The sequence below is a fragment of the Chthonobacter albigriseus genome (assembly GCF_013839445.1).
In the GTDB taxonomy this organism is placed as follows: domain Bacteria; phylum Pseudomonadota; class Alphaproteobacteria; order Rhizobiales; family Pleomorphomonadaceae; genus Chthonobacter; species Chthonobacter albigriseus.
The window spans coordinates 398,752-422,491 of the sequence record NZ_JACDIT010000001.1 but is presented as its reverse complement, the minus strand read 5'-3'; the positions used below and the strand labels follow the sequence as shown (position 1 = coordinate 422,491).

Below are 23,740 nucleotides of genomic sequence, written 5' to 3'. Positions count from 1 at the left end.
AACGTCTACAACGTCCAGGTCCGCGCCGGCGACGGCACCAACACCACCGACCAGTGGATCGCCGTCACCGTCACCAACGTCAACGAGGCGCCGGTGATCTCGTCGTCTGCGGCGGTCACCGTGTCGGAGAACCAGACCGCCGTCCTCACCGTCTCGGCCACCGATCCGGAAGGCACGTCGCCGATCTACGCGATCGTCGGCGGCGCCGACCAGGCGCTGTTCCAGATCGACGGCGCGACCGGTGTGCTGAGCTTCCTGGCGACGCCCGACTTCGAAGCCCCGGCCGATGCCAACGCCGACGGCGTCTACCAGGTCCAGGTCCGCGCCTCCGACGGCTCGGCCTTCACCACGCAGACCGTTTCCGTGACGGTCGGCAACGTCAACGAGGCGCCGGTGATCTCGTCGTCTGCGGCAGTGTCGGTGGCGGAGAACCAGACCGCCGTCCTCACCGTCTCGGCCACCGATCCGGAGGGCGTTTCGCCCACCTACTCGATCCTGGCCGGCGGCGACGCCGCGCTGTTCCAGATCGACGGCTCGACCGGCGTGCTCACCTTCATCGGCGCGCCGGATCGCGAGACCCCGCAGGACGGCGACGGCGACAACGTCTACAACGTCCAGGTCCGCGCCGGCGACGGCACCAACACCACCGACCAGTGGATCGCCGTCACCGTCACGGACGTCAACGAAGCGCCCTCGCTGTCCGTCACGAACCTCGGCCCGGTCGACGAGAACGACACCGGTGCCGTGGTCGCGAGCTTCACCGGAAGCGACCCGGACAGCGGCGACAGCGTCAACTACTCCCTGAGCGGTGCCGACGCCGCCCTGTTCGAGATCGACGGATCGAACGTGCGCCTGGCGTCCGGCGTCTCGCTCGACTTCGAGGAGAGCGCGAGCCGCACGTTCAACGTGGTGGCGACCGACTCGCACGGCCTTGTCACGCAGCAGAGCATCACGCTCACCGTCGACGACGTGGTCGGCGAAACCCTGTCCGGAACCGCGGGCGCCGACACGCTGCGCGGGAACGCCGGCGGCGACAACCTCGACGGTCTGGCCGGGAACGACACGATCTACGCCGGCATCGGCGACGACACCCTCACCGGCGGGACCGGCGACGACGTGCTTTATGCCGGTTCGGGCGCCGACCAGCTGTTCGGCGGTGCCGACGACGATCTCTTCATCGTCGACGTCGACGATACCGTCGCGGGCGGGTCGGGGATCGACACGGTCCGCTTCACCGACGGCGGCAGCATCGTCCTGACAGGTCTCAGCGAGGTCGAGGAGATCGACTTCACCGCCGCGTCGTCGCCTGTGTCCACCACCATCGACCAGGCCACCATGGGACTGCTCGATCCGGAAGGCGACGTCCTCACCGTGACGCACCGCGCCGGCGACACCATCACGGTCTCCGGCGGTACGGACAACGGGATGATCGGCAGCTACCACTCCTACAGCTTCGACGTGTCGGGAACGACCTACGAGTTGCGCCTGGAGGAGGCTGCCTGAGGCCGTCACGGGCCGGCAACACAGGATCCCGGGTCTGAAAACGCGTGTTCGCGCCGGCTTTCCTTGCGCTGCAGCGGAAATCCGCAGATAGCTGGCGCCACCTTGTTCAGACCCGCGAGCCTTGATGCCCTTTCCCGATATCCACCCGTCCATCGCCCGTGCCCTGGCCGACCGGTCCTACATCGAGCCGACGCCCGTCCAGGAGGCGGTGATCGATCCCTCCCGCGCCGGGCGCGATCTCCTGGTCAGCGCCCGCACCGGTTCGGGCAAGACCATCGCCTACGGCCTCGCCATGGTCCATTCCGTGCTGGGAGAAGCCGACGAGGTCCCGCCTGCCACGGTCCCCAAGGCGCTCGTCGTCGCGCCGACGCGCGAATTGGCGCTGCAGGTCCACCGCGAGCTCGCCTGGCTCTTCGCCCACGCCAAGGCGCGGATCGTCTCCTGCGTCGGCGGCATGGATCCCAGGCGCGAACGCCGGGCCCTGGCCGAAGGCGCCGACATCGTGGTCGGCACGCCCGGCCGTCTGCGCGATCACATCGAGCGCGGTGGCCTGGCCATCGGCGAGCTGAAGGCCGTCGTCCTCGACGAAGCCGACGAGATGCTGAGCCTCGGCTTCCGCGAGGACCTGGAGTTCATCCTGGAAGCGGCGCCCGCCGAGCGCCAGACGTTGCTCTTCTCCGCCACCATTCCCGCCGAGATCGTCCGTCTCGCCCGCCACTACCAGCGCGACGCCGAGCGCGTCGAGGTCCGCGACGCCACCCCCGCGCACGCCGACATCGAATATCGCGCCATGCGCATCGCACCGAACGAGATCGAGCGCGCGGTGGTCAACGTGCTGCGCTGGTACGAGACGCGCGCCGCCATCGTCTTCTGCGCCACCCGCGAGGCCGTACGCCGCCTGCACGGCGCGCTTCAGGAGCGCGGCTTCAAGGTCGTCGCCCTGTCCGGCGAAATGGCGCAGGCCGAACGCAACCAGGCCCTCACCGCCATGCGCGACGGCCGCGCCCGCGTCTGCGTCGCCACCGACGTCGCCGCCCGCGGCCTCGACCTTCCGGACCTCGCCTTGGTGGTCCACGCCGAACTGCCGACCGAGCCGGAAGCGCTGCTCCACCGCTCCGGCCGTACCGGCCGCGCGGGTCGCAAGGGCACCTCGGTGCTCCTGGTGCCCTACACCCGTCGCCGCCGCGCCGAAAGCCTGCTTGCCGGCGCCGGCGTCGACGCCGAATGGTCGGGTCCCCCGTCCGCCGACGAGATCCGCCGGCTCGACCAGCAGCGGCTGCTTGCCGATCCGCTGCTTGCCGAGGAGCCGTCCGAGGACGACCTGGAACTCGCCCGCCTGCTCCTGGCCGAGCGCTCCGCCGAAACCATCGCCGCCGCCCTCATCCGCCTGCACCGCGGCCAACTCCCGGCGCCGGAGGACCTGATCGACGGAGGCCGCAAGCCCGAGCGCCAGCCCTATGTCGGCGACGTCCCCGGCCGCCCCAGCGACTCCGTCTGGTTCCGCCTCGCAATCGGCTGGAAGGACAATGCCGACGTCCGTTGGGTCCTGCCGCTGATCTGCCGCGTCGCCAAGATCCCCAAGCGCGAGGTCGGCACCATCCAGATCGGCGAGCGCGAAACGCTGTTCCAGATCAGCCCCGCCGCCGCCGGCCAGGTCGCCTACGCTGCCGCCAATCCCAGCGAGGACGAGGTCCGCATCGAACTCGTCGGCGGCCAGGTCTCCCCGGAACGCCGCAAGTTCGCGCACGGCGCGCCCAAGGCGAAGAAGCTCAAGGCCAAGCGGCCGAAGCCCAAGGCCGCCGGCAAGGCCCCCCCGCCGCGCTGCCGTCGGCGGCCCGGCCGCCCGCCCGCGCTTTGCCGCGGGTGCACGCCGCGCCTGTTTTTAGAGTTCTATGAAGGCCTTGAAGCCGCCGTAGATCATCCGCTTGCCATCGAACGCCATGTTCTCCATCTGCCCCTTCAATCGCGGGTCGTCGAACACCTTGGCGAGCACCGCGTCCCGCGCCTCGCGGGATGCGTAGACGGCCCAGGCGAACACCACCACCTCGTCGTCGGTGGCCATGACCGCGCGTGGGAATGAGGTCAGATCGCCATACGGCACGTCGTCGCCGATGCATTCCACATAGGCGAGCGCACCGTGCTCCATCCAGACCCCTCCCGCCAGGCTGGCCTGCTCCTTGTAGGCGTCCAGCTTCGCCCGTGGCACGGCGAGCACGAAACCATCGACATAGGACATGATCGTCTCCTCCAGACATGAACTGTCACAGGACGTTCGGCCCCCCCGACTCCCGACACGCCTCATTGGTGATTTGTCGACCGGGCACCCCGAACCTCATCGAAGTGCTTCTCTCTGCAAACAAAAGGTTTTTTTCCGGGTCGCTGGAACTCCCTGCCGGTTGCCGCGTTTGTTAGCGGGTTGAAGGGTGGGGTTTGGGGTGGCGGTCTGGCGCAAGGTCACATCGATCAGAGGGCGGCTTGCGTTGCTTGCCTCCGGTCTGGTCGCCGCCAGTCTGCTCGCGGCGGGCCTTCTGGTCCATGACGCACAGCGGCGGGCCCGCGCTACCTTCGAGACCCAGCTTCAGGAAACTGCCCGCGCCCTTTCGCTCGTTGTCGACGGACACCTTCGCCTGGCCGCGGCCTTCAACGCCGCGCTGGCCAGTTCGCCCTCGCTTGCCGTCGGCGATCTCGACGCCTTTGACGCCCAGGCACGCCGCGCCCTCGACGGCATGGCCGCCTGGATCGTCCTGTCCGACCTCGACGGCCAGCAACTCGTCAACACGCTCCGCCCGCGCGGCACGCCGCTCCCGGCCGACGCGGTCATCCCGTCTCTGGTGGAGCAGCTCCAGGCCGGCCGCACCGTCGCCAGCGACCTGATGCAAGGGGCGGTGACCGGACGCCCCGTTCTGGCGGTCGACAGCCCGGTCCGCGTCGACGGCCGGATCGTCTACGACCTCGCCTATGCGTTCTTCCCGGACGCCATTGCCAACCTTCTGCGCGAGCAGCGGATGCCGGAGGGATGGTTCGGCACCGTGCTGGATCGTGATCGGCGCATCATCGCCCGCACGTTCGGCGATGCATCCGCCATCGGCCGATCCGCAACGCCGGACCTCTCCGCGGCCATCGATCGGTCGCCTGAAGGGGTGATCGACAGCGTGTCGCTGGAGGGTGAACCGACCATCGTGGCGTATAGCCGCCTGCCGAACGGCTGGACTGTCGTCGTCGTTGTCCCCCGCGACGTGCTCGCCGCCGGTATCCGGCGGTCCTACATCCTGGCCGCCATCGGTGCGCTCGGCATCATCGGTCTTGGCGGCTTGTCGTCCTGGGCCGTCGCGCGTGGCATCAGCGGGCCGATCGTCCGGCTCAGCCGCGGAGCCGAAGGCGTCGGCCGCGGCGAGGTCTTCGCCTTCACGCCCGACGGCATCACCGAGACCGACGCGGTCGGCCGCGCGCTCGCCGTAGCCTCGGCCCGTTTGAAGGAGCGCGAGCGGGAACTCGCCGACAGCCTGGAACGCCAGCAACTCGCCTTCGACGCCGCGTCGATCGGCACCTGGGACGTGGACGTCGCCGGCGGCGCGCGGTTCTGGTCGCCCGAGTTCACGGCCATCATGGGCCTCCCGCCCGAAACGCCGCCGGATCCCATGCTGTTCTCCCGCATGATCCATCCCGACGACTTCGACCGTGTCACCGCCATCTATGACGGATTCTACGCCCCGAATGGGCCGGAAACCTATGTCGCCGAGTTCCGCATCACCCGCGCCGACACCGGCGAGGAGCGGTGGGTGCGCACCGAAGGCCGCATCCGTCGCGACGCGAACGGCAGGGCGCTGCGCGGCACTGGCACCATCCTCGACGTGACCGACCAGCGCCGCGACCGTGCTGCCATCGCCGCCAGCGAGCAGCGTCTGCGCGTCGCGGTCGCCTCGGTTCCGTTCCCGCTGATGCTGGAGACCGCCGGCGGCGAGGTTCTGGAGGCGAGCCGCAGCTGGTGGGAAAGCTCCGGCCAGCCGGAATCCGCGTCGACCCGGACCTGGGCGGAGGCGGCGCTCGCCGAGGGCGCCCTCGTCCCCCTGCTAGCCGAACCCTTCGGCTACGCCGTCCCGGCCGGCGAGGCCCGCATCCGCACCAGCGCCGGCCGCGAGCGGATCTGGGAGGTTCGCGCCGTTCCGCTCGACCCGCTGCCGGACGGCCGTCCCCTCCGCCTGGTTGCGGCCGTCGACGTCACCGAGCGTGAGCGCGACGCCCGCCGCCTCGGGCTGCTCGTCGACGAACTCAATCATCGCGTCAAGAACACGCTGGCCAAGGTCCAGGCGATCGCCTCGCGCACCGCCCTCACCAGCCGCGATCCCGATGAATTCGTCGAGAAGCTCGGCGCCCGGCTGCGCGCGCTCGCCCGCACCCACGACCTGCTCACCGAGCGGCACTGGGAGGGCGTGCCCTTCCGTGGGCTGCTCGACGCCGAACTCGCTCCGTTCACCGCGGGAGGGGCGATCAGCCTGGACGGACCGAGCGTCGATGTGCGCGCCGACATCGCCGTCTCGCTCAGCTTGCTCCTCCACGAACTGGCCACGAATGCCGTGAAGCACGGCTGCCTGGCTCGCGAGGGCGGCAAGCTGGAGATCACCTGGCGCTATCTGGACGAGGCCGATCCGGCCGCCGGTTTCGCAGTGGATTGGCGTGAACGCTGCCCGGGCGGGAAGCTGGTCAAGCCGACCACGCGCGGCTTCGGTTCGCGCCTGATCGCCAGTACCCTGGCTTCGCTGGGCGCGGGCTCCGTCGACTACGGCGAGGACGGCCTCGCCTGCCACATGGAGGTCCACCTCCGCGCCTGAGGACATCGCCTCACGCGGCGGCCATGGACTTCCGTGCCGTCTGGTTCGCGCTAACGTACTGCTTCACGAAGCTCACCGCGTCCACGGGCCGCGACACGTGATAGCCCTGGATGTGCTGGATCGGGAACGGAAACGTCTTCAGCTGCTCCAGCCGGTGGGCGGTCTCCACGCCCTCCACGATCACCGGTCGGCCGGAGGCGCGGATCATCTCCAGCGCGAAGCTCATCATCTGCGCCATCACGGTCTGGTCCGGCGCCATGGCGAAACCCTTGTCGAGCTTGACGCCGTCCACCGGCAGCGCCACCAGCGTCTCCACCGTCGAGTAGCCCGAGCCGAAGTCGTCGATGTAGACCCGGATCCCGGCCTCGCGGAGGGCCCGGATCGCGACTTCGGCCTTGTCCGGCACCAGCGCGTCGCTCTCCACGATCTCCACGGCCACCACGAACCGATCGCGTTGCGCCAGGAACGGCTCGAACAGCAGGATCAGCACCTCCGGGTCGAGGTCGCAGGGAAACACATTGAAGTTGACCTGCAGCACGTCCCCCGGCGGCACCAGTGCATCGAGCTCGGTGAAGGCCCGCCGCACCAGGAGGTCGGTGAACGTCAGCGTCAGTCCGTTCGCCTCCACCAGCGGAATGAACCGGTCCGGAAAGACGAGCCGGTCGTCCAGGTCGCGCCAGCGGGCCAGCACCTCACAGGCGGTGATCCGCCCGGTCGCCGTCTCCATGATCGGCTGGTAGGCGCAGACCACGCTGTCCGCGTTGAGATGGCGGCGGAACCGCGCTTCGAACGACCAGTAGCGCTGCAGCGCATCGCTGGCGAAACGCTGTAGCCAGCTGGCCAGCAGCAGGGCGAATAGAACCGCCGTCGCGATCGGTGCAACGTTATAGCGGACGATGTCCGAGAGATGGGCGTCCACCGCGATGCATTCGCGGCCGGTTTCCTCGCAGACGAGCTCATGCAGGTGTCCTTCCGCGAGTGCCGACCAACCGAGATTGCTGAGGAGATGCTCGTGCAGCTCTTCGGTCCCGCTGCGATGGCGTGTGTCGCCTTCATCCGTGAAGGTTACCGCCTCCATCGCGTACCAGGGCAGCAGCGGAGGCTTCAGTTGAATCGACGGGATCACCACCGCGAAATCGCCGCGCGCGAGGATCGTCCCCGTCAGGCCGGGCAGGCCGATGAAGTCCAGCGGCAGGTCCAGCCACATTCCGCTGCCCTTGAGGCCGTCTTCCGAGGCGTCCAGCCGGTCCAGCGGCACGGGCGTGGGAAAGGTCGGCAGGCTCGTCGAGCAGCGGGCGACACCCTGGGGTGCGTAGAGAAACTCGTTCAGCCCGTCCGGCAGGAAGGCGATCCGGCGCAGCTGAGCCTGGAAGTCCGGCGAGCAGGGCTCGGCCGTGACCTCGCGCTCCAGCATGTCGAAAGCGGCGATCGCGTTCGTCCTCAGCCGGACCACTTCGGCAAGATTGTTGTCCGCGCCGGCTCGCATCGCCTGGCTGGCAGCCTGCAGGCCGATGGCCGTGAAAAGCAGCAGCGACCCGGCAAAAGCCAGGCACCACACCAGGGTCGACACCAGTCGCTGGCGGTACTCCGACACGAAGACGCTGACGAAACGCGCCATCCCGCGGTCCTCCCGGGTCCCCAGTCTGCGCTGGGCAAATGTATTCAATGAGCAGAATATCAGGAAAACTGCTAAGACATCTTTATCGACAACGAAAACGGCTCCACCCGGCGCTGCAGAAGGCGCCGATGACACCTCTTGGGGTGCATTTCGTTCAGCCGCCGGCTCCGTTTGCGCTTGGTCATGCTGCTTGCGACCGAAATCGGCTACGTCTTGTCCCCACCGTCCCCGTTGCGTCCGGAACCAAGCCGATGTCCGTCCCCCCGCTCACCGGACTGCCGCACGTCGGTCTGACGACCGCCGAGGCCGCCGAACGCCTGCGGACGGACGGCTACAACGAGCTGCCGCGTCCGGACCGTCGCACCACCCTGCGCATCCTGGGCGAGGTCGTCCGCGAGCCGATGCTGGCGCTGCTCCTCGGCGGCGGCCTCGTCTACCTCCTCCTGGGCGATCTCAAGGAGGCCCTGATCCTGGTCGCCTTCGCCACGCTCTCCGTCGCCATCACCGTGGTCCAGGAGAGCCGCACCGAACGGGTGCTGGAAGCGCTGCGCGATCTCACCAGCCCCCGCGCCCTCGTCATCCGCGACGGCGTCCGCCGCCGCATCGCCGGCCGCGAGGTCGTCCGCGGCGACCTCCTCGTGCTGGCCGAGGGCGACCGCGTCCCCGCCGACGCGCTTCTGGTGGAGGCACACGACCTGGAGGCCGACGAGTCGCTCCTCACCGGCGAATCCGTGCCCGTCCGCAAGGTGCCCGCGGCCGAGGCCCCCGCCTCCGCCGACGGCCGTCCCGGCGGCGACGGCCTGCCCACCGTCTACTCAGGCGCGCTCGTCGTCCGCGGCCGCGGCATCGCGTCCGTCACCGCCACCGGCGCGACGAGCGAGATCGGGCGCATCGGCCAGAGCCTCGGCGCGCTGGAGACCGAGCCGCCTCGCCTCCAGGCGCAGACCCGCCGTCTCGTCCGCATCTTCGCAGCCGCCGGCGCCCTCGTCAGCCTCACCGCGGTCCTCCTCTACGGCATGCTGCGCGGCGGCTGGCTCGACGCCATCCTCGCCGGCATCGCCCTCGGCATGTCGATGATGCCCGAGGAGTTTCCCCTCGTGCTCACCGTCTTCATGGCGATGGGCGCATGGCGCATCTCCCAGGCGCGCGTGCTCACCCGCCGTGCCGCCGCCATCGAAACGCTCGGCGCCGCCACCGTGCTCTGCACCGACAAGACGGGCACCCTCACCGAAAACCGCATGGCTATCGCCGAGCTCCGCCTTCCCTCCGGCGAAAGCTTGGCCGTCGACGTGCAGGACACCGCGGTCCTCCCTCACGCCTTCGACGAACTCCTCCGCACCGGCGTGCTCGCCTGCGCCCGCGATCCCTACGACCCCATGGAGCGCGCCTTCCACGACCTTGGCCGAGGCCGCTGGGCGGGGGAGGGCGCCTGGCCCGGCCCGGACTGGACGGTGGCCGCCGAATACGGCCTGCGCCCCGATCTCCTCGCCGTCACCCAGGTCTGGCGCGAGGCGGGCCGCGACGGCTTCCTTGTCGCCGCCAAAGGTGCGCCGGAGGCGATCGCCCGGCTCTGCCGCCTCGATCCCGCCGCCGCCGCTGCCCTGGAGGCTGCCGTCGGCGCCATGGCCGGCGAGGGCTTGCGCGTCCTCGGCGTCGCCCGCGCCGCCTGGTCCGCCGAGCCCTTCCCCGAAGGGCCCGCCGGCTTCGCCTTCAGCTTCCTTGGCCTGGTCGGCCTCGCCGACGGCTTGCGCGCCAGCGTGCCGGCGGCGGTGGCCGAGTGCCGCTCGGCCGGCATTCGCGTCGCCATGATCACCGGCGACTACCCCGTCACCGCCAGCGCCATCGCCTGCAAGGCCGGCATCGGCGCCGGTGAAGTGCTGACCGGCTCCGAGCTGGACGCCATGTCGGAGCCGGAGCTCGTCGCCCACGCCCGCGGCGCCACCATCTTCGCCCGCATCATGCCCGAGCAGAAGCTGCGGATCGTCGAGGCGCTGAAGGCCGTCGGCGAAACCGTCGCCATGACCGGCGACGGCGTCAACGACGCGCCATCGCTGAAGGCCGCGCACATCGGCATCGCCATGGGCGGCCGCGGCACGGACGTCGCCCGTGAGGCCTCCGCCATCGTCCTCCTCGACGACGACTTCGGCTCCATCGTCAAGGCGATCCGGCTCGGCCGCCGCATCTACGACAACCTGCGCAAGGCGATGGGCTTCATCTTCGCCGTTCACGTCCCGATCGCCGGTCTGTCGTTGCTGCCGCTCGCCTTCGGCCTGCCGATCCTGTTCGGCCCGGTCCACATCGCCTTCCTGGAGATGGTGATCGACCCCGTCTGCTCCCTCGTCTTCGAGGCCGAGCGCGAGGAGGACGACGTCATGCGCCGCCCGCCCCGCGCCCGCGACGAACCGCTCTTCTCCGCCGCGCTGGTCGTCTGGAGCATCCTGCAGGGGGCGGTGGCCTTCGCCGTCGTCGCCGCGGTCTACCTTGCCGCGCTTTCCCGCGACACGGCCGTCGACGAGGTCCGCGCGCTCACCTTCGCCAGCCTGATCGCCACGCTGGTGGCGCTCATCCTGGTCAACCGCTCCTTCGGCGCGTCTCTGCGCGCCGCGGTCTTGCGTCCGAACCGCGCGCTGGTCTACGTGCTCCTCGCCAACGCCGGGATGCTTGCCGTCGCCCTCGCGGTGCCCGCGGTGCGCGACCTCTTCGGCTTCGCCCCCTTGTCGCTGCAAGGCCTGGCCGTCGCTCTCGGCGCCGGGCTGGCCGTGCTATTCGGCCTGGAGCTGTTGAAGCCGCTCCTTCAGCCTCGGCTTCGCGCCCGGTCTAGAGCTTGAGCAGGTCGCGGATGCTCGCCTCGCCCGCGGGCTGGTAGTCCAGGTCCGCCTCGATGTGGTCGATGTGGTGCCGCATCAGCTCCGCCGCCGCCCGCCCGTTCCCGCTCGCCAGCGCGGCCACGATGCGTCCGTGCTCGTCGCGCGCGCAGCTCGACGCGCCGCTGCGGCCGTAGAGCGCGATCACCAGCGACGATCGGGCCACCAGCTCGCGCAGGAACCGCGACAGGATCTCGTTTCCGGCGATCGCCGCGATCGACAGGTGCAGTTCGCCCGAAGCGTGGATCTCCGCCCGACGGGCGCTCGGTCCCCGCGCCGCGATCGCCTCAGCTTCCGTCGCCAGGTGCTGCTCCAGCATCGCCACGTCCGCCGCGGTGATCCGCGCCGCCGCCGCCAGCGCCAGCCCCGGCTCGATCATCCGCCGCGCGTCGAACACCTGACGCGCCACCTCCGGCGACGGCTTCGACACCGAAGCGCCGCGGTTCGGTTCCAGCGTCACGATCCCGTCGAAGGCGAGTGCCTGCAGCGCCGCGCGCACCACGGTGCGGCTGGCTGAAAAGGTCGCGCCGATCTCGTCTTCCACCAGCTTCGTCCCCGGCGTCAGCCGCCGGTCCACGATCGCGTCGTGCAACTGGTCGCGGATCTCGCCGGCGCGGGTGCCGGTTCGTGGGATGGGCTCGGTCCGGGTCGGTGTGCTCATGGCCTCTGTCAGCGATTGCCTTGACCATCAGCCTAGCCCGCCCGCGGCTTGCCGGCAAAGTCCGTTGTGCGCCGGACCAGCGCATAATTGTATACAAAACCAGGTCTTTCCGTGTGCAACCGCCTCTTTTATAGGCGCATCGCCTTGCAGCGACGCCCGCCGTACCGCAGCCCCTGTGTCGAATTCGTTGAGCTTGCAAAGGCTTGGACCGCGGCGGGACGACTGGCACGCCCATTGCTCATCCCATGGCTGTCATGCCCTGGGGAGATCGCATGTCGAAGGCAGCCGACATCGAACTGGCGTCCGTCACCAAGCGCTATGGCGTCACCACCGCGGTAGACGCCATCAGCCTGAAGATCAAGGCCGGCACCTACTGCTGCCTGCTTGGCCCGTCCGGCTGCGGCAAGACCTCCACCTTGCGCATGATCGCCGGCCACGAAAGCGTATCCGACGGCGACATCCTGCTCGGCAACACCGTCATCAACGACCTGCCGCCCGCCCGCCGCGGCACGGCCATGATGTTCCAGAGCTACGCGCTCTTTCCCCACCTCGACCTCGTCGACAACGTCGCCTTCTCCCTCAAGATGAAGGGCATGGAGAAGGCGGAGCGCCGCGACAAGGCGCTCGCCATGCTCCGCGTCATGGAGATGGAGCCCTACGCCGCCCGCCGCCCGGCCCAGCTCTCCGGCGGCCAGCAGCAGCGCGTCGCGCTGGCCCGCGCCTTGATCACCGATCCGCAGGCGCTGCTCCTCGACGAACCGCTCTCCGCCCTCGATCCCTTCCTCAAGGTGCGCATGCGTGCCGAACTGAAGAAGCTGCAGGCGAGCCTCGGCATCACCTTCATCCACGTCACTCACTCCCAGGAAGAGGCGATGGCCCTCGCCGACGTCGTCGTCGTGATGAGCGGCGGCCGCATCGAGCAGGCCGCCCACCCGCGCGAGGTGTTCAACCGGCCGGCTACCGCCTTCGTCGCCCGCTTCATGGGCGAGCACAACGTCATCGAGGGCCGCGCCGCCGGCGGCGGGGAGGGGACCACCCGCTTCGAGGTCGTTGGCGGCGCCTCCTTCCTGGCCCCGGCCGTCCGCGAGGCCGGCGCGCCGGTCGCCATCGCCGTCCGCTCCGACAAGGTCCGCCTCGGCGACGGCGAGCCGGGCTTCGGCTTCACCGGCCTCGTTTCGGCTGTCGAGTACCGCGGATCGACTGTCCAGGTCGCCGTAGCGGCGCCGGGCATCGACGAATTTTCCGTCTCGGTCGACGAGGCGGAATTCTTCCGGGCGCCGCTCTCGGTTGGCGAGGCGGTTCCGTTGTCGTGGTCGCGCGAGCACGTCCACGTGCTCGCCTGACCTTCTGGGGGAGGCCTTCGGGCCAAAGAAGAGAGAACAGGGGAATAACGATGACAGACACCACCAAGCCGACGGGGACCAAGGGCATCTCGCGTCGCGATCTCTTGAAGACAGGCGCCGCCGCCGCCGGCCTCGCCGCCGGTTCGGGCGCCATCACCGGCTTCCCGACCATCTGGGCGCAGAACATCAAGGACGTCACGCTGCGCCAGTTCGGCACCGGCGTGTCGAACATCAACGCCATCGCCGACAAGTGCAAGGAAGACCTCGGCTTCACGCTGCAGATGACTGCGCTCGATTCCGACGCCGTCGCCCAGCGCGCCGTCACCCAGCCGGACTCGTTCGACATCGCCGACATCGAATACTGGATTTGTAAGAAGGTCTTCCCGGCCGGCGTCATGCAGCCGCTCGACGTGTCGAAGATGAAGTACTTCGACAAGCTGGTCCCGCTCTTCGTCACCGGCAAGCTGACGCCGGAGAGCACCATCGCGCAGGGCACCGCCCCGCACACCGTCGGCTTCGTCACCGCCGCCGACTCGGTCGAGTTCGCCAAGGAGCCGACCAACTGGCTCACCATGATCCCGACGATCTACAACGCCGACACCCTCGGCATCCGTCCGGACCTCGTCGGCCGCCCGATCAAGAACTGGAAGGACATCCTGGATCCGGCCTTCAAGGGCAAGACCTCGATCCTGAACATCCCGTCCATCGGCATCATGGACGCCGCGATGATCATGGAGTCCGCCGGCCAGATCAAATACGCCGACAAGGGCAACATGACCAAGGAAGAGATCGACAAGACGATCGACTTCCTGATCGAGACCAAGAAGGCCGGCCAGTTCCGCGCCTTCTGGAAGTCCTTCGACGAGTCCGTCAACCTGATGGCCTCCGGCGAAGTCGTCATCCAGTCCATGTGGTCGCCGGCCGTCGCGGCCGTCCGCTCCAAGGGCATCCCGTGCGTCTACCAGCCGCTCGAGGAAGGCTACCGCGCCTGGGGTGGCGGTCTCGGCATCGCCAAGCACCTCTCCGGCCTCGAACTGGAAGCCGCCTACGAGTACATCAACTGGTACATGTCCGGCTGGGTCGGCGCCTACCTCAACCGCCAGGGCTACTACTCGGCCTGTCTCGACACCGCCAAGCAGTTCATGGAGCCCTACGAGTGGGCTTTCTGGATGGAAGGCAAGCCCGCCGAGAAGGACATCATGTCCCCCGAAGGCAAGGTCATGGAGAAGGCCGGCTCCGTCCGCGACGGCGGCTCCTTCGAAGCCCGCATGGGCGCCGTCGCCTGCTGGAACTCGGTCATGGACGAGGACCGCTACATGGTCCGCCGCTGGAACGAGTTCATCGCCGCCTGAGGCGCCGGATCTGAACCTTGCGCTCTCGACCCTGGCGGTGCCACCACCGCCAGGGTCGGCCCACCCATCCCCCGCGGACCGACGAGCCCATGACCCTCACCGCCCGTCTCGCCCCGTATCTCCAGGCGGCCCCGCTCGCCCTCATCCTGGGCGTCTTCCTGCTGGTGCCGCTCCTCACCATCCTGATGGTGAGCTTCTGGGACTACGACTCGATCCGCATCTACCCCGATTTCGTCACCTTCAACTACGAGGAGACCCTGTTTTCCTGGGTCACCTGGAAGACCTACCTCAACACCCTGAAGTTCGCGGTCATCGTCTGGGCGATCACCCTCTTCGTCGGCTTCTGGGTGGCCTATTTCCTGGCCTTCCACATCCGCACCACGGCCATGCAGTTGGTGCTCTTCCTCGTCTGCACGGTGCCCTTCCTCACCTCCAACATCATCCGCATGATCTCCTGGATCCCGTTCCTCGGCCGCAACGGGCTGCTCAACTCCGCTCTGGTGGAGGCCGGCATCGTTGCGGAGCCGCTGGAGTTCCTGCTCTTCTCCGAGTTCGCCGTGGTGCTGGCCATGGTGCACCTCTACACGCTCTTCATGGTCACCCCGATCTTCAACACCTTGATGCGGATCGACCGCGCCCTGATCGAGGCCGCCCGCGACGCCGGCGCCTCCGGCTTCCAGATCCTCACGAACGTCATCCTGCCGCTCGCCAAGCCGGGCATCGCCATCGGCTCGATCTTCGTCGTCACCCTGGTGATGGGCGACTTCATCACCGTGCGCTTCATGTCCGGCGGCCAGTCGGCCTCGATCGGCCTGATGATGGCCAACCAGATGTCGCTGTTGCAGTATCCCGCCGCGGCGGCCAACGCGGTCGTCCTGCTCGCCGTGGTTCTCATCATCGTCGCCGGGATCCTCCGGATCGTCGACATCCGCAAGGAGCTCTGAGCCATGCTCTCCGAACACCGCGGCCCCGGCTTCTACATCCTCGCGGCCTTCTTCTGCCTCTTCGTGCTCTTCCTCTATGGGCCGCTCTCCACCATCGTCATCCTGTCCTTCCAGGGACCGGACGGCGGCCTGACCTTCCCGATGAACGGCACGTCGCTGCGCTGGTTCGCCAACCTCTTCGAGCAGCAGGCGGTCGGCGACTTCGGCGGCGCCTTTACCCGCTCGCTCACCCTCGGGGTGATGGTGATGCTCACCACCGTCGTCGTCTCGCTCCTCGGCGGCCTCGCCTTCCGTCGCCGCTTCGCCGGCTCCGGCGCGCTCTTCTATCTGGCCGTTGCCAGCCTGGTCGTGCCGTCGATCCTGGTCTCGCTCGGCATCGGCCTCCTGTTCCAGGTCACCGGGTTCCGGCCCCAGTGGTACACGTCCGCTTTCGGCGCTCACCTCACCTGGACGCTGCCCTTCGGCCTGTTGATCATGTTCGCCGTGTTCAACCGCTTCTCGCCCGCCTACGAGGAGGCCGCGCGCGACCTCGGCGCCAGCGCCTGGCAAACCTTCGCCCACGTCGTCCTGCCGATGATCACGCCCCCGCTTGTCGGCGTCGGCCTGTTCGGCTTCTCGCTTTCCTACGACGAGTTCGCCCGCACCCTGATGACCTCCGGCTCCTTCAACACCCTGCCGCTGGAGATCTACGGCATGACCACCAACGTCACCACGCCGGTTCTCTACGCCCTCGGCACGGTCACCACCGGCTTTTCCTTCCTGGTGATCCTGATCGCCCTCGGCGCGATCGTCCTGGTCAACCGCCGTCGCGCCAGGGCAGGTGCAGTGTGAGGATCCTGCTCTTCAATCCCAACACCACCGCTTCGATGACCGAAACCGGCCTCAAAGCCGCACTCGGCGTCGCCGCACCGGACACGGAAGTCGTCGCCCGCACCGCGGCCATGGGCCCGGTCTCCATCGAGGGCTACTACGACGAGGCCTTCGCCGTCCCGGCCGTGATCGAGGCCGCCGCCGCCGCCGAGGCGGAGGGTTTCGAGGCCTTCATCGTCGCCTGCTTCGACGACACCGGCGTGGAGGCCGCCCGATGCCGGGTCGGCATCCCGGTGCTCGGCATCTGCGAGGCCGCCTTGCTGATGACGTCACCGCTCGCCAAGCGGATCGCGGTCGTCACCACCATGGCCCGCGCGATCGTGCCCCTCACCGAACTCGTCCACCGCTACGGCCTTTCAGGCCGCGTCACCGTCTACGCCGCCGACATCCCGGTCCTTGCGCTGGAGGACCCCGCCTCCGACGCCTCCGCCCGCATCGAAGCGGAGATCGCCAAGGCGCTGGCGGCCGGGGCGGAGGCCATCGTGCTCGGCTGTGCCGGCATGGCAGACCTCGCCGATCGGCTCCAGCAAACCTTCGGCGTCCCGGTCGTGGACGGCGTCACCGCCGCCGTCACCGTCGCCGAGGGCCTCGGTCGGCTCCGCCGCCGCACATCCAAGCGCGGCACCTACGCCCCGGCGGTGCCCAAGCCCTACATCGGGCTGCTCGCCTCCTTCGCGCCGCCGGGCTGACCCATGTCGCTCCGCGCGATCCGCCCCCTTTCGCTCGGCGAACTGGAGACTCTGATCGATTGGGCGGCCGCCGAGGGCTGGAACCCCGGCCTCCACGACGCCCGCTGCTTCTTCGCCGCCGACGCCGAGGGCTTCCTCGGAGGCTTCGACGCCTCCGGCGCGCTCTGCGCCGGCATTTCGATCGTCCGCTACGACGACCGCCAGGCCTTCCTCGGTCTCTACATCTGCCGCCCGGACATGCGCGGACGCGGCTACGGATACGCCCTCTGGGAAGCCGCCATCGCCCACGCCGGCGAGCGGTCGATCGGGCTCGACGGCGTCGTCGCCCAGCAGGACAACTACCGCCGCTCCGGTTTCACCTATATCCACCGCAACATCCGCTACACCGGCCGTGCCCGGCTCGAACCGGCTCACGCGGCCCTTCCGGAACGGCCGGCGCACCGGCTCCGCGGCATCCGTTCGACGCTGCACCCCGCCACGGCTGCCGATGTCGACGATCTCCTCGCCTACGACGCGGCGCTGTTCGGCGCTGCCCGCCCGGCCTTCCTGCGCTGTTGGCTGTCGGCGCCCGGCCACCACGCCGAACTGATCCGCGGCCCGCAGAACGAGATCTGCGGCTACGCGGTGATCAGGCCCTGCCGCGACGGCTACAAGATCGGCCCGCTGTTCGCCGACACGCCCGGCAAGGCCCAGCGCCTCGCCGCCGCCCTCCTCGCCCGCATCCCCGGCCAGTCCGTCAGCCTCGACTGCCCGGAACCCAACAACGCAGCTGCCGCGCTCGCCGTTGCACTGGGCCTGTCGCCCGCCTTCGAGACCGCGCGGATGGTCAAGGGCAGGGCGTCCGCCATCGGTCTCGCGCGCGTCTTCGGCATCACCACCTTCGAACTCGGCTGACCGGTCTCCGCGCGTCGCGGCCCGTCATCACAACCGCAGATCGCCCAGTCGATCCATCAATGCCCAGCACAGGCTCCAGGCGGAGCTGCCGGGTTCCATGTATTTCCCGAAAACAAGCAAAATGTTGTTGCCCCCTCGGCGGGAACGAACACTCGTTGCTGCGGTTGATCGCAGACAACGAGGCCTTGCCGAGAGACGAAATGACCAGTCCTGAACCCGAATCCGACGAGCGGTTGCTTCGGCTTGCCGAAGAAGAGGCGCGGATCGAAAAGCGGGAGGTCGTCACCGGCCGGGTACGGGTCCGCACCGTCGCCGACACCGTCGAGGAAACCGTCGGCGCCACCCTGGAAGGGGAAGCCGTGGAAATCGACCGCGTCCCCATGGACCGGATCGTCACCGAAGCGCCAGCCATCCGCACGGAGGGCGACGTCACCGTCATCCCCGTGGTGGAGGAGGTACTCGTTGTGGAGAAGCGGCTCGTCCTCACCGAGGAGATCCGCATTCGCCGGCGGCGGACGGCCGAGGCCGTCGAGGTCCTCGTGTCGCTCCGCAGGATGCGGGCCGACGTGGAGCGCCTGCCTGCGGACGACGAAACCTGACAACAAGCGAGGGCAGCACCATGGCCTATGGCATCGACAATCCCACCGGCGGCACCCGTGTCGTCACCGCTTACTTCGAGACCCGCGACGACGCCTCCCGCGCTGTCGAGCGCCTCGTCGCCTCCGGCATCCCGCAGTCCCAGGTCCGCCTGACCGAGGGTACCTCGAACACGGCCAGCACCACCGCCACGACCGAACCGCGTGAGAGCCGCGGCTTCCTCGACATGCTCGCCGACCTCTTCATCCCCGACGAGGACCGCCACAGCTATGCCGAGGGCCTGCGCCGCGGCGGCTACCTCGTCAGCGCCACCGTCGATGCGGCCAGCTATGACCGCGCCATCGACATCCTCGACGACGAAGGCTCCATCGACATCGGCGAACGCGAGCAGTCCTGGCGCTCCGAAGGCTGGTCCGGCTACGAGGAGGACCGCTCGACGAGCTACGCCGACCTCAACCCGGACGCCAACCGGACCTACGGTGAGAGCACCATCGGCTCCACCCGCAGCGTTTCGTCCGTTGGCGACACCGGATACACTGGACGCACCGGCATGGACGCCGCTGGCCTCGAGCCCGACTACGACCGCACAACCGGCTATTCCGGCCGCGACTCGGACGTCACGGGCCGTGATACCACCGTCTCCGACCGCGACACCGACCTGACCGGCCGCGACGAGAGCATCCCGATCGTCGAGGAGCGCCTTCGCGTCGGCAAGCGCGACGTCAGCCACGGCCGCGTCCGCGTCCGCTCCTACGTCGTCGAGGAGCCCGTCTCCGAGAACGTGACCCTGCGCAACGAGCGCGTCGACATCGAGCGCCGTCCCGTCGACCGGGCCGCCACATCAGGCGACGATCTCTTCCGCGAGCGCACCGTCGAGCTGGAAGAGCATTCCGAAGAGGCCGTCATCTCCAAGGACGCGCGTGTCCGCGAGGAGCTTCGCCTGCGCAAGGAAGCCGGAGAGACCACAGAGACCGTCTCCGACACGGTCCGCCGCACGGAGGTCGAGGTCGAGGATACCCGCTCGGACCAGATCAACCCGCGCGATCGCCGCGCCTGATCGCAGAAACCGCCCCGCTCCTCCCCGGAGCGGGGCGCCAGCCTCACCGCCGTCATCCGCGCGGAACCGCCCCGCCGGCATTTAGGCCGGTTGGCATGTATCAACCTTTTTAACCTCTGATTGCGCAGAATTGATAAATGTGAGAATCATCCCTCGTTTATGAGTGGAGGTTTCTTACGATGAGTGTGTTGCGTAGGGTCATGGCAGCGCCGCTGGTGCTGCTCGCGCTTGCGGGTTGCCGCGAGCAGGAACGCCAGGAGCTCGAATTCTTTCAGAACGTCGCGTCCGAGAGCCCGTCCATGATCAAGCTGGCGATTGGCCAGTGCATGGACGACTGGACGATGCGCGAGGTCGCCAGAGAGCCTTACCTGGCCTACCTGACCGGCGCCCCGAAGGATCAGGTGTTGGAAGTCCTCTGCACACGCCTGGTACAGGGCATCGCACGCAAGAAGATCACGCCCGAAGACATCATGATCACCGATCGTATTCCGGCGAACGTGTCCAACGTGTTGAGGGGCGGCTGATGTCGGCAAACGCGATACATCAAGCGGCTCGCCGCCAGTCCAAACGTTTATGGATCGTCCCCGTCATCCTCGCGGCCGGGCTCGCCTCCTGCACCGAAAAGGTCACGCGGCAGCAATACGAACTCGTCCGGGGCGGCTTCTCCGAAAGTCCGACTCTCCGCGACCGGGCCATTAAGGATTGCATCGAGCGCAACGAGGGCAAGACCGCCGAAGCGGAAGACGCGAAGTTCTTCGGCGTGCCGACGGGCAGCACGGCGATCGTCGTATGTCCGGCGCTTATCCGGGCGATGACGGACGGTCGGATCAGCTTTGACGAATTGGCAGCGGCATCGCCGGATGAGTTCAGCATTTCCAGCGAACCGGTCGGCGACTGAACGAGCCGCGGACGGCCGGCGAACGTCGGCTGTCCGCTCCCCCGTCGCCCCGCCTCACCGCAGCCGCAGCCCGTCGCCCCCGAAGGCGCGTAGGTCGTCCAGCGCGAACGACACCTCCACCCGCTCGCCCGGGCGCGCCATCACTCCGTCGCGCTTCTCCACCACCACGCTCTCTCCACCCGGCGTGCGGCCGTAGATGTAGTTGGTGCCGCCGAGGTGCTCCACTACGTCAACCGTCACTGGCAGGCGCAGGTCGGCCGCCCGGCCGCGGTCGAAATGCTCCGGCCGGATGCCGATCGTGAGGGCCGCGCCCGGCACGGCCCGATCGCGCACGAGCGGCAGCGAGACAACGGTATCGCCAAGCCGCACCTGCCGCCCGTCGCCGCCTTCCACCGCCGTGGCGGCCAGGAAGTTCATCTTCGGCGAGCCGATGAAGCCGGCCACGAACACGTTGTCCGGGTCGTCGTAGAGCGTCATGGGCGAGCCAACCTGTTCCACCTTGCCGGCGCGCAGCACCACGATCTTGTCGGCCAGCGTCATCGCCTCCGTCTGGTCGTGCGTCACGTAGATCATCGTGTTGCCGAGCTCCTGGTGCAGCTTGGCGATCTCCACCCGCATCGCCACCCGCAGCTCCGCGTCCAGGTTGGAGAGCGGCTCGTCGAACAGGAACACCTTCGGGTTCCGCACGATCGCCCGTCCGATCGCCACCCGCTGGCGCTGCCCGCCGGAAAGCTGGCTCGGCTTGCGCTTCATCAGCGCCCCCAACTGCAGGATCTCGGCGGCCGCGTTGACGCGGGTCTCGATCTCCGCGCGCGGCGTGCCGGTCATCCTGAGGCCGAAGCCCATGTTCTCCGCCACCGTCATGTGCGGGTAGAGGGCGTAGGACTGGAACACCATGGCCACCCCCCGCTCGGAGGGCTCCACGTCGTTGACCCGCTCGCCGCCGATCTTGAGGTCGCCGGACGAGACCTCCTCCAGTCCGGCGATCATCCTGAGCAAGGTCGATTTCCCGCATCCGGAAGGCCCCACGAACACGGTGAACTCCCCGTGCTCGATCGAAAGGTCCACCCCGTGGATCACGGGCACCGGCCCGAAGGTCTTCGCCACGCGGCTGAGTTCCACGCTCGCCATCGTCATCCTCCCTTGTTCGTGTCCGGACGCCTCTGTCGGGCGTCGTTCATCCCAGCATCTGCATCCTGGCGGCCGTCGCGATGTCCGCCGCCGCGCCTTTCAGCACCGGGGCCATCGCCGCCAGCGCGTCCAGCGAACTCACATGGGTCGTCGTCGTCACCGAAAGAGCGCCGAGCACCGCGCCGCCGGGCGCCAGGATCGGCACTGCCACGCAGATGATCGTGTTCTCGTGCTCCTCGTCGTCGAAGGCGAAGCCGCGCTCGCGGATCGTTGCGAGCACCGCCCTCAGCGCCTCCGGCGTCGTCAGGGTGTGCGGCGTGTGGCGCGTGAAGCTCTGCCGGGCGATCGCCTCCTCGCGGTCCCTGTCCGGCAGGAAGGCAAGCATCGCCTTGCCGACGCCGGTGCAATAGGCCGGCCCGATCCGGCCGGGCGAAGAGAACATGCGGATGATCGGCCGCGGCACCCGCTTGTCCAGGTAGAGCACCTGGAACGCATCCAGGCAGGCCAGGTGCACCGTCATCCCGAACCGCTCGGCAAGCGCGTCGATCACCGGGCGCGCCACCTCCACCAGGCTCGCGCTCTCCCAGGCCGCATGGGCCAGCCGGATCAGCCGGAGGCCGAGCCGGTAGCGCTGGCTGCCCTCGTCGAAGATCAGCATGCCTTCCCCTTCCAGCTGCCGCAGCATGCGCGACAGGGTGGCCTTCGGCAGTGGGGAGGCCTTTTGCACATCGGCGAAGCGCGCCGGTCCTCCAAACCCCGCCACCACGTCCAGCACATGGAAGGCGCGGCTGATCGGGCTGGTCAGGTCCAGTTCGCTAGAGCTTTCGTTTTCTTCGCTTTTTAGGTCTTCGCTGAGCGACACCGCACGTTCCTCGTCCATTTCGACAACAAAGTGTGCCGTTCTGGTGTTGACAGACCTACGCTATCTCACGTACGTTTTCAACAGTCGGAACTAAGTTCCATTGAATGGAACTGCAAGTCAAGCGGGCTTCGTACTCGCTTGCGCCGGTTTCGACGCTGCATGCCCGTGTCGCCGGGGAGGAGGAACCACCCGGCCGCGCCAGAGCAAGAAGCCGCCCCCGAGGCGGCGCGGGAGGAAAGAAATGAAGTTCAAGACAGCTGGGCTGCTGGCCGCGATGGCCACGGCCCTCGGCCTCGCCACGTCGGCATTCGCCGGCACCCTCGTCATCAACACCGACATGTCGGACCCGGCGCCCAAGGCGGCCTTCGAGAAGGTCATCGAAGGCTTCAAGGCCAAGCACCCCGACGTCGAGGTCAAGTGGAACGAGTTCGACCACGAGGGCTACAAGACCTCGATCCGCAACTTCCTGACCGCCGATCCCCCGGATGTCGCCGCCTGGTACGCCGGCAACCGCATGGCGCCCTTCGTCAACGCCGGCCTGTTCGAGGACGTCACCGACGTCTGGACCGCCAACGGCCTCGACGAGCAGCTGAAGTCGGCCGCCTCCTCGATGACGATCGACGGCAAGAAGTGGGGCGTGCCCTATACCTACTATCAGTGGGGCATCTACTACCGGGTCGACATCTTCGAGAAGAACGGCATCGCCGTGCCGAAGACCTGGGCCGAACTCGTGGCGGCCTGCGCCAAGCTGAAGGAAGCCGGCGTCCAGCCGATCGCCATCGGCTCCAAGGCCCTGTGGCCCACCGGCGGCTGGTTCGACTACATGAACCTGCGCGTCAACGGCTACGAGTTCCACATGGACCTCACCGCCGGCAAGGTGCCCTACACCGACCCGAAGGTGAAGGCCGTGTTCGACACCTGGGGCGAACTGGTCAAGCCGGGCTACTTCCTGGAGAACCACGCCGCCTACGACTGGCAGGAGGCCGTGCCCTTCTTCGTCAACGGCGAAGCCGCCATGTACCTGATGGGCAACTTCGCGGTCGACCTCTTCCTGAAGGGCGGCCTGAAGCCCGAGCAGATCGGCTTCATGCAGTTCCCCGAGATCACCCCGGGCATCCCGATGGCCGAGGATGCGCCGACCGACACGCTGCACATCCCGGCGGGCGCCAAGAATAAGGAGGACGCCAGGAAGTTCCTGGCCTATGTGGCCTCCGCCGAAGTTCAGACGGAATGGAACAAGACGCTCGGCCAGCTGCCGGTCAACTCCGGTGCGACCCGTCCGGACGACAAGTTCCTCTCCGCCGGCTTCGAGATGCTCTCCAAGGCCTACGCGCTCGCCCAGTTCTACGACCGCGACGCGCCGGCCGAGATGGCCAAGGCCGGCATGGAAGGCTTCCAGGAGTTCATGGTGAAGCCCGACAACCAGGACAAGATCCTGGAGCGCCTCGAGAAGGTCCGCGCCAAGGTCTACCAGTAACCTGAGAAGCGGGGAGGGGACCGCCGCGCCCCCTCCCACCCGCTCCCGCCGACCCCCTCCGCCGTCACGGTCCGCGCAGGCGGACCACCCACGACTTTGTGGCGGCGGCACGGAGCGGTGTCCGAGAGGTCGGCGCATCGTCGCGGAAAAA

The 23,740-nt window shown here is 68.4% G+C and carries 19 protein-coding genes and 1 pseudogene; 15 read left to right on the top strand and 5 right to left on the bottom strand.

The window, feature by feature from the left end:
* Nucleotides 1-1,503 (top strand): calcium-binding protein (locus tag HZ321_RS01900; RefSeq protein ID WP_181699665.1); only part of this gene is annotated, 1,503 nt, incomplete at its 5' end.
* Nucleotides 1,504-1,627: 124 nt separating this feature from the next.
* Nucleotides 1,628-3,346 (top strand): annotated as a pseudogene (locus HZ321_RS01895) (DEAD/DEAH box helicase); the annotation flags it as partial.
* Nucleotides 3,347-3,385: 39 nt separating this feature from the next.
* Here HZ321_RS01895 and HZ321_RS01890 read toward each other — a convergent pair.
* Nucleotides 3,386-3,739 carry a DUF1428 family protein gene (locus HZ321_RS01890; RefSeq protein ID WP_181699663.1) on the bottom strand — a complete coding sequence of 118 codons (354 nt, stop codon included), beginning with the start codon at nt 3,737-3,739 and terminating at the stop codon, nt 3,386-3,388.
* 199 nt (nt 3,740-3,938) lie between these two features.
* On the opposite strand from HZ321_RS01890, the gene HZ321_RS01885 reads away from it, so the two are divergent.
* Nucleotides 3,939-6,332 carry an HWE histidine kinase domain-containing protein gene (locus HZ321_RS01885; protein WP_181699661.1) on the top strand — a complete coding sequence of 798 codons (2,394 nt, stop codon included), beginning with the start codon at nt 3,939-3,941 and terminating at the stop codon, nt 6,330-6,332.
* Between the two features lie 10 nt (nt 6,333-6,342).
* Here the strand turns inward: HZ321_RS01885 and HZ321_RS01880 are convergent, their stop codons facing one another.
* Nucleotides 6,343-7,950, bottom strand: a complete 1,608-nt coding sequence (locus HZ321_RS01880) for an EAL domain-containing protein (RefSeq protein WP_181699659.1) — start codon at nt 7,948-7,950, stop codon at nt 6,343-6,345.
* A 251-nt stretch (nt 7,951-8,201) separates the two neighbouring features.
* Between HZ321_RS01880 and HZ321_RS01875 the strand changes: the two genes are divergently transcribed.
* On the top strand, nt 8,202-10,778 hold the full coding sequence (locus HZ321_RS01875) for a cation-translocating P-type ATPase (protein WP_181699657.1): 2,577 nt from the start codon (nt 8,202-8,204) through the stop codon (nt 10,776-10,778).
* Here HZ321_RS01875 and HZ321_RS01870 read toward each other — a convergent pair.
* Nucleotides 10,768-11,475 (bottom strand): GntR family transcriptional regulator, encoded by a 708-nt coding sequence (locus HZ321_RS01870; RefSeq protein WP_181699655.1) that lies wholly within the window; start codon nt 11,473-11,475, stop codon nt 10,768-10,770. The genes HZ321_RS01875 and HZ321_RS01870 overlap by 11 nt on opposite strands.
* 272 nt (nt 11,476-11,747) lie before the next feature.
* Here HZ321_RS01870 and HZ321_RS01865 point away from each other — a divergent pair, with 272 nt between their 5' ends.
* The 10 genes from HZ321_RS01865 (at nt 11,748) to HZ321_RS01820 (ending at nt 20,119) form a co-directional block, all read left to right on the top strand.
* Nucleotides 11,748-12,818: an ABC transporter ATP-binding protein gene (locus tag HZ321_RS01865; RefSeq protein WP_181699653.1), complete on the top strand. Its 1,071-nt coding sequence runs from the start codon at nt 11,748-11,750 to the stop codon at nt 12,816-12,818.
* A 50-nt stretch (nt 12,819-12,868) separates the two neighbouring features.
* Nucleotides 12,869-14,170, top strand: coding sequence for an ABC transporter substrate-binding protein (locus HZ321_RS01860; protein WP_181699651.1), 1,302 nt, complete (start codon nt 12,869-12,871; stop codon nt 14,168-14,170).
* 89 nt (nt 14,171-14,259) lie between these two features.
* Nucleotides 14,260-15,114: an ABC transporter permease gene (locus HZ321_RS01855; RefSeq protein WP_181699649.1), complete on the top strand. Its 855-nt coding sequence runs from the start codon at nt 14,260-14,262 to the stop codon at nt 15,112-15,114.
* A gap of 3 nt (nt 15,115-15,117) precedes the next feature.
* Entirely contained in the window at nt 15,118-15,945 is an 828-nt protein-coding gene (locus HZ321_RS01850; protein WP_181699647.1) for an ABC transporter permease, read from the top strand.
* The gene (locus HZ321_RS01845) at nt 15,942-16,673 is read left to right on the top strand and encodes an aspartate/glutamate racemase family protein (RefSeq protein ID WP_342343798.1); all 732 of its coding nucleotides are present in this window, start codon (nt 15,942-15,944) and stop codon (nt 16,671-16,673) included. The genes HZ321_RS01850 and HZ321_RS01845 overlap by 4 nt, the downstream gene beginning before the upstream one ends.
* A gap of 3 nt (nt 16,674-16,676) precedes the next feature.
* Entirely contained in the window at nt 16,677-17,567 is an 891-nt protein-coding gene (locus tag HZ321_RS01840) for a GNAT family N-acetyltransferase (RefSeq protein WP_181699645.1), read from the top strand.
* A 200-nt stretch (nt 17,568-17,767) separates the two neighbouring features.
* Complete coding sequence (locus HZ321_RS01835) at nt 17,768-18,166, top strand: DUF2382 domain-containing protein (protein ID WP_181699643.1); 399 nt, start codon at nt 17,768-17,770, stop codon at nt 18,164-18,166.
* Nucleotides 18,167-18,186: 20 nt separating this feature from the next.
* Nucleotides 18,187-19,221 carry a YsnF/AvaK domain-containing protein gene (locus HZ321_RS01830; protein ID WP_181699641.1) on the top strand — a complete coding sequence of 345 codons (1,035 nt, stop codon included), beginning with the start codon at nt 18,187-18,189 and terminating at the stop codon, nt 19,219-19,221.
* A gap of 200 nt (nt 19,222-19,421) precedes the next feature.
* The gene (locus HZ321_RS01825) at nt 19,422-19,745 is read left to right on the top strand and encodes a hypothetical protein (protein ID WP_181699639.1); all 324 of its coding nucleotides are present in this window, start codon (nt 19,422-19,424) and stop codon (nt 19,743-19,745) included.
* A complete protein-coding gene (locus HZ321_RS01820) occupies nt 19,745-20,119 on the top strand; it encodes a hypothetical protein (RefSeq protein WP_181699637.1) in 375 nt (124 codons plus the stop codon). The genes HZ321_RS01825 and HZ321_RS01820 overlap by 1 nt, the downstream gene beginning before the upstream one ends.
* Before the next feature lie 54 nt (nt 20,120-20,173).
* Here the strand turns inward: HZ321_RS01820 and HZ321_RS01815 are convergent, their stop codons facing one another.
* Nucleotides 20,174-21,250, bottom strand: a complete 1,077-nt coding sequence (locus HZ321_RS01815) for an ABC transporter ATP-binding protein (RefSeq protein ID WP_181699635.1) — start codon at nt 21,248-21,250, stop codon at nt 20,174-20,176.
* A gap of 46 nt (nt 21,251-21,296) precedes the next feature.
* Nucleotides 21,297-22,112 (bottom strand): IclR family transcriptional regulator domain-containing protein, encoded by an 816-nt coding sequence (locus HZ321_RS01810; RefSeq protein ID WP_206682713.1) that lies wholly within the window; start codon nt 22,110-22,112, stop codon nt 21,297-21,299.
* Nucleotides 22,113-22,353: 241 nt separating this feature from the next.
* Between HZ321_RS01810 and HZ321_RS01805 the strand changes: the two genes are divergently transcribed.
* A complete protein-coding gene (locus HZ321_RS01805) occupies nt 22,354-23,589 on the top strand; it encodes an ABC transporter substrate-binding protein (RefSeq protein ID WP_181699631.1) in 1,236 nt (411 codons plus the stop codon).
* Nucleotides 23,590-23,740 lie beyond the last annotated feature (151 nt).

Excerpts from the sequence above, each read along its gene's own strand:
- HZ321_RS01840 (WP_181699645.1), top strand. The coding sequence starts at position 16,677 with ATGTCGCTCCGCGCGATCCGCCCCCTTTCGCTCGGCGAACTGGAGACT.
- HZ321_RS01815 (WP_181699635.1), bottom strand. The coding sequence starts at position 21,250 with ATGGCGAGCGTGGAACTCAGCCGCGTGGCGAAGACCTTCGGGCCGGTG.
- HZ321_RS01890 (WP_181699663.1), bottom strand. The coding sequence starts at position 3,739 with ATGTCCTATGTCGATGGTTTCGTGCTCGCCGTGCCACGGGCGAAGCTG.
- HZ321_RS01830 (WP_181699641.1), top strand. The coding sequence starts at position 18,187 with ATGGCCTATGGCATCGACAATCCCACCGGCGGCACCCGTGTCGTCACC.
- HZ321_RS01865 (WP_181699653.1), top strand. The coding sequence starts at position 11,748 with ATGTCGAAGGCAGCCGACATCGAACTGGCGTCCGTCACCAAGCGCTAT.
- HZ321_RS01835 (WP_181699643.1), top strand. The coding sequence starts at position 17,768 with ATGACCAGTCCTGAACCCGAATCCGACGAGCGGTTGCTTCGGCTTGCC.
- HZ321_RS01875 (WP_181699657.1), top strand. The coding sequence starts at position 8,202 with ATGTCCGTCCCCCCGCTCACCGGACTGCCGCACGTCGGTCTGACGACC.
- HZ321_RS01805 (WP_181699631.1), top strand. The coding sequence starts at position 22,354 with ATGAAGTTCAAGACAGCTGGGCTGCTGGCCGCGATGGCCACGGCCCTC.
- HZ321_RS01850 (WP_181699647.1), top strand. The coding sequence starts at position 15,118 with ATGCTCTCCGAACACCGCGGCCCCGGCTTCTACATCCTCGCGGCCTTC.
- HZ321_RS01880 (WP_181699659.1), bottom strand. The coding sequence starts at position 7,950 with ATGGCGCGTTTCGTCAGCGTCTTCGTGTCGGAGTACCGCCAGCGACTG.
- HZ321_RS01820 (WP_181699637.1), top strand. The coding sequence starts at position 19,745 with ATGTCGGCAAACGCGATACATCAAGCGGCTCGCCGCCAGTCCAAACGT.
- HZ321_RS01860 (WP_181699651.1), top strand. The coding sequence starts at position 12,869 with ATGACAGACACCACCAAGCCGACGGGGACCAAGGGCATCTCGCGTCGC.
- HZ321_RS01825 (WP_181699639.1), top strand. The coding sequence starts at position 19,422 with ATGGCAGCGCCGCTGGTGCTGCTCGCGCTTGCGGGTTGCCGCGAGCAG.
- HZ321_RS01855 (WP_181699649.1), top strand. The coding sequence starts at position 14,260 with ATGACCCTCACCGCCCGTCTCGCCCCGTATCTCCAGGCGGCCCCGCTC.
- HZ321_RS01870 (WP_181699655.1), bottom strand. The coding sequence starts at position 11,475 with ATGAGCACACCGACCCGGACCGAGCCCATCCCACGAACCGGCACCCGC.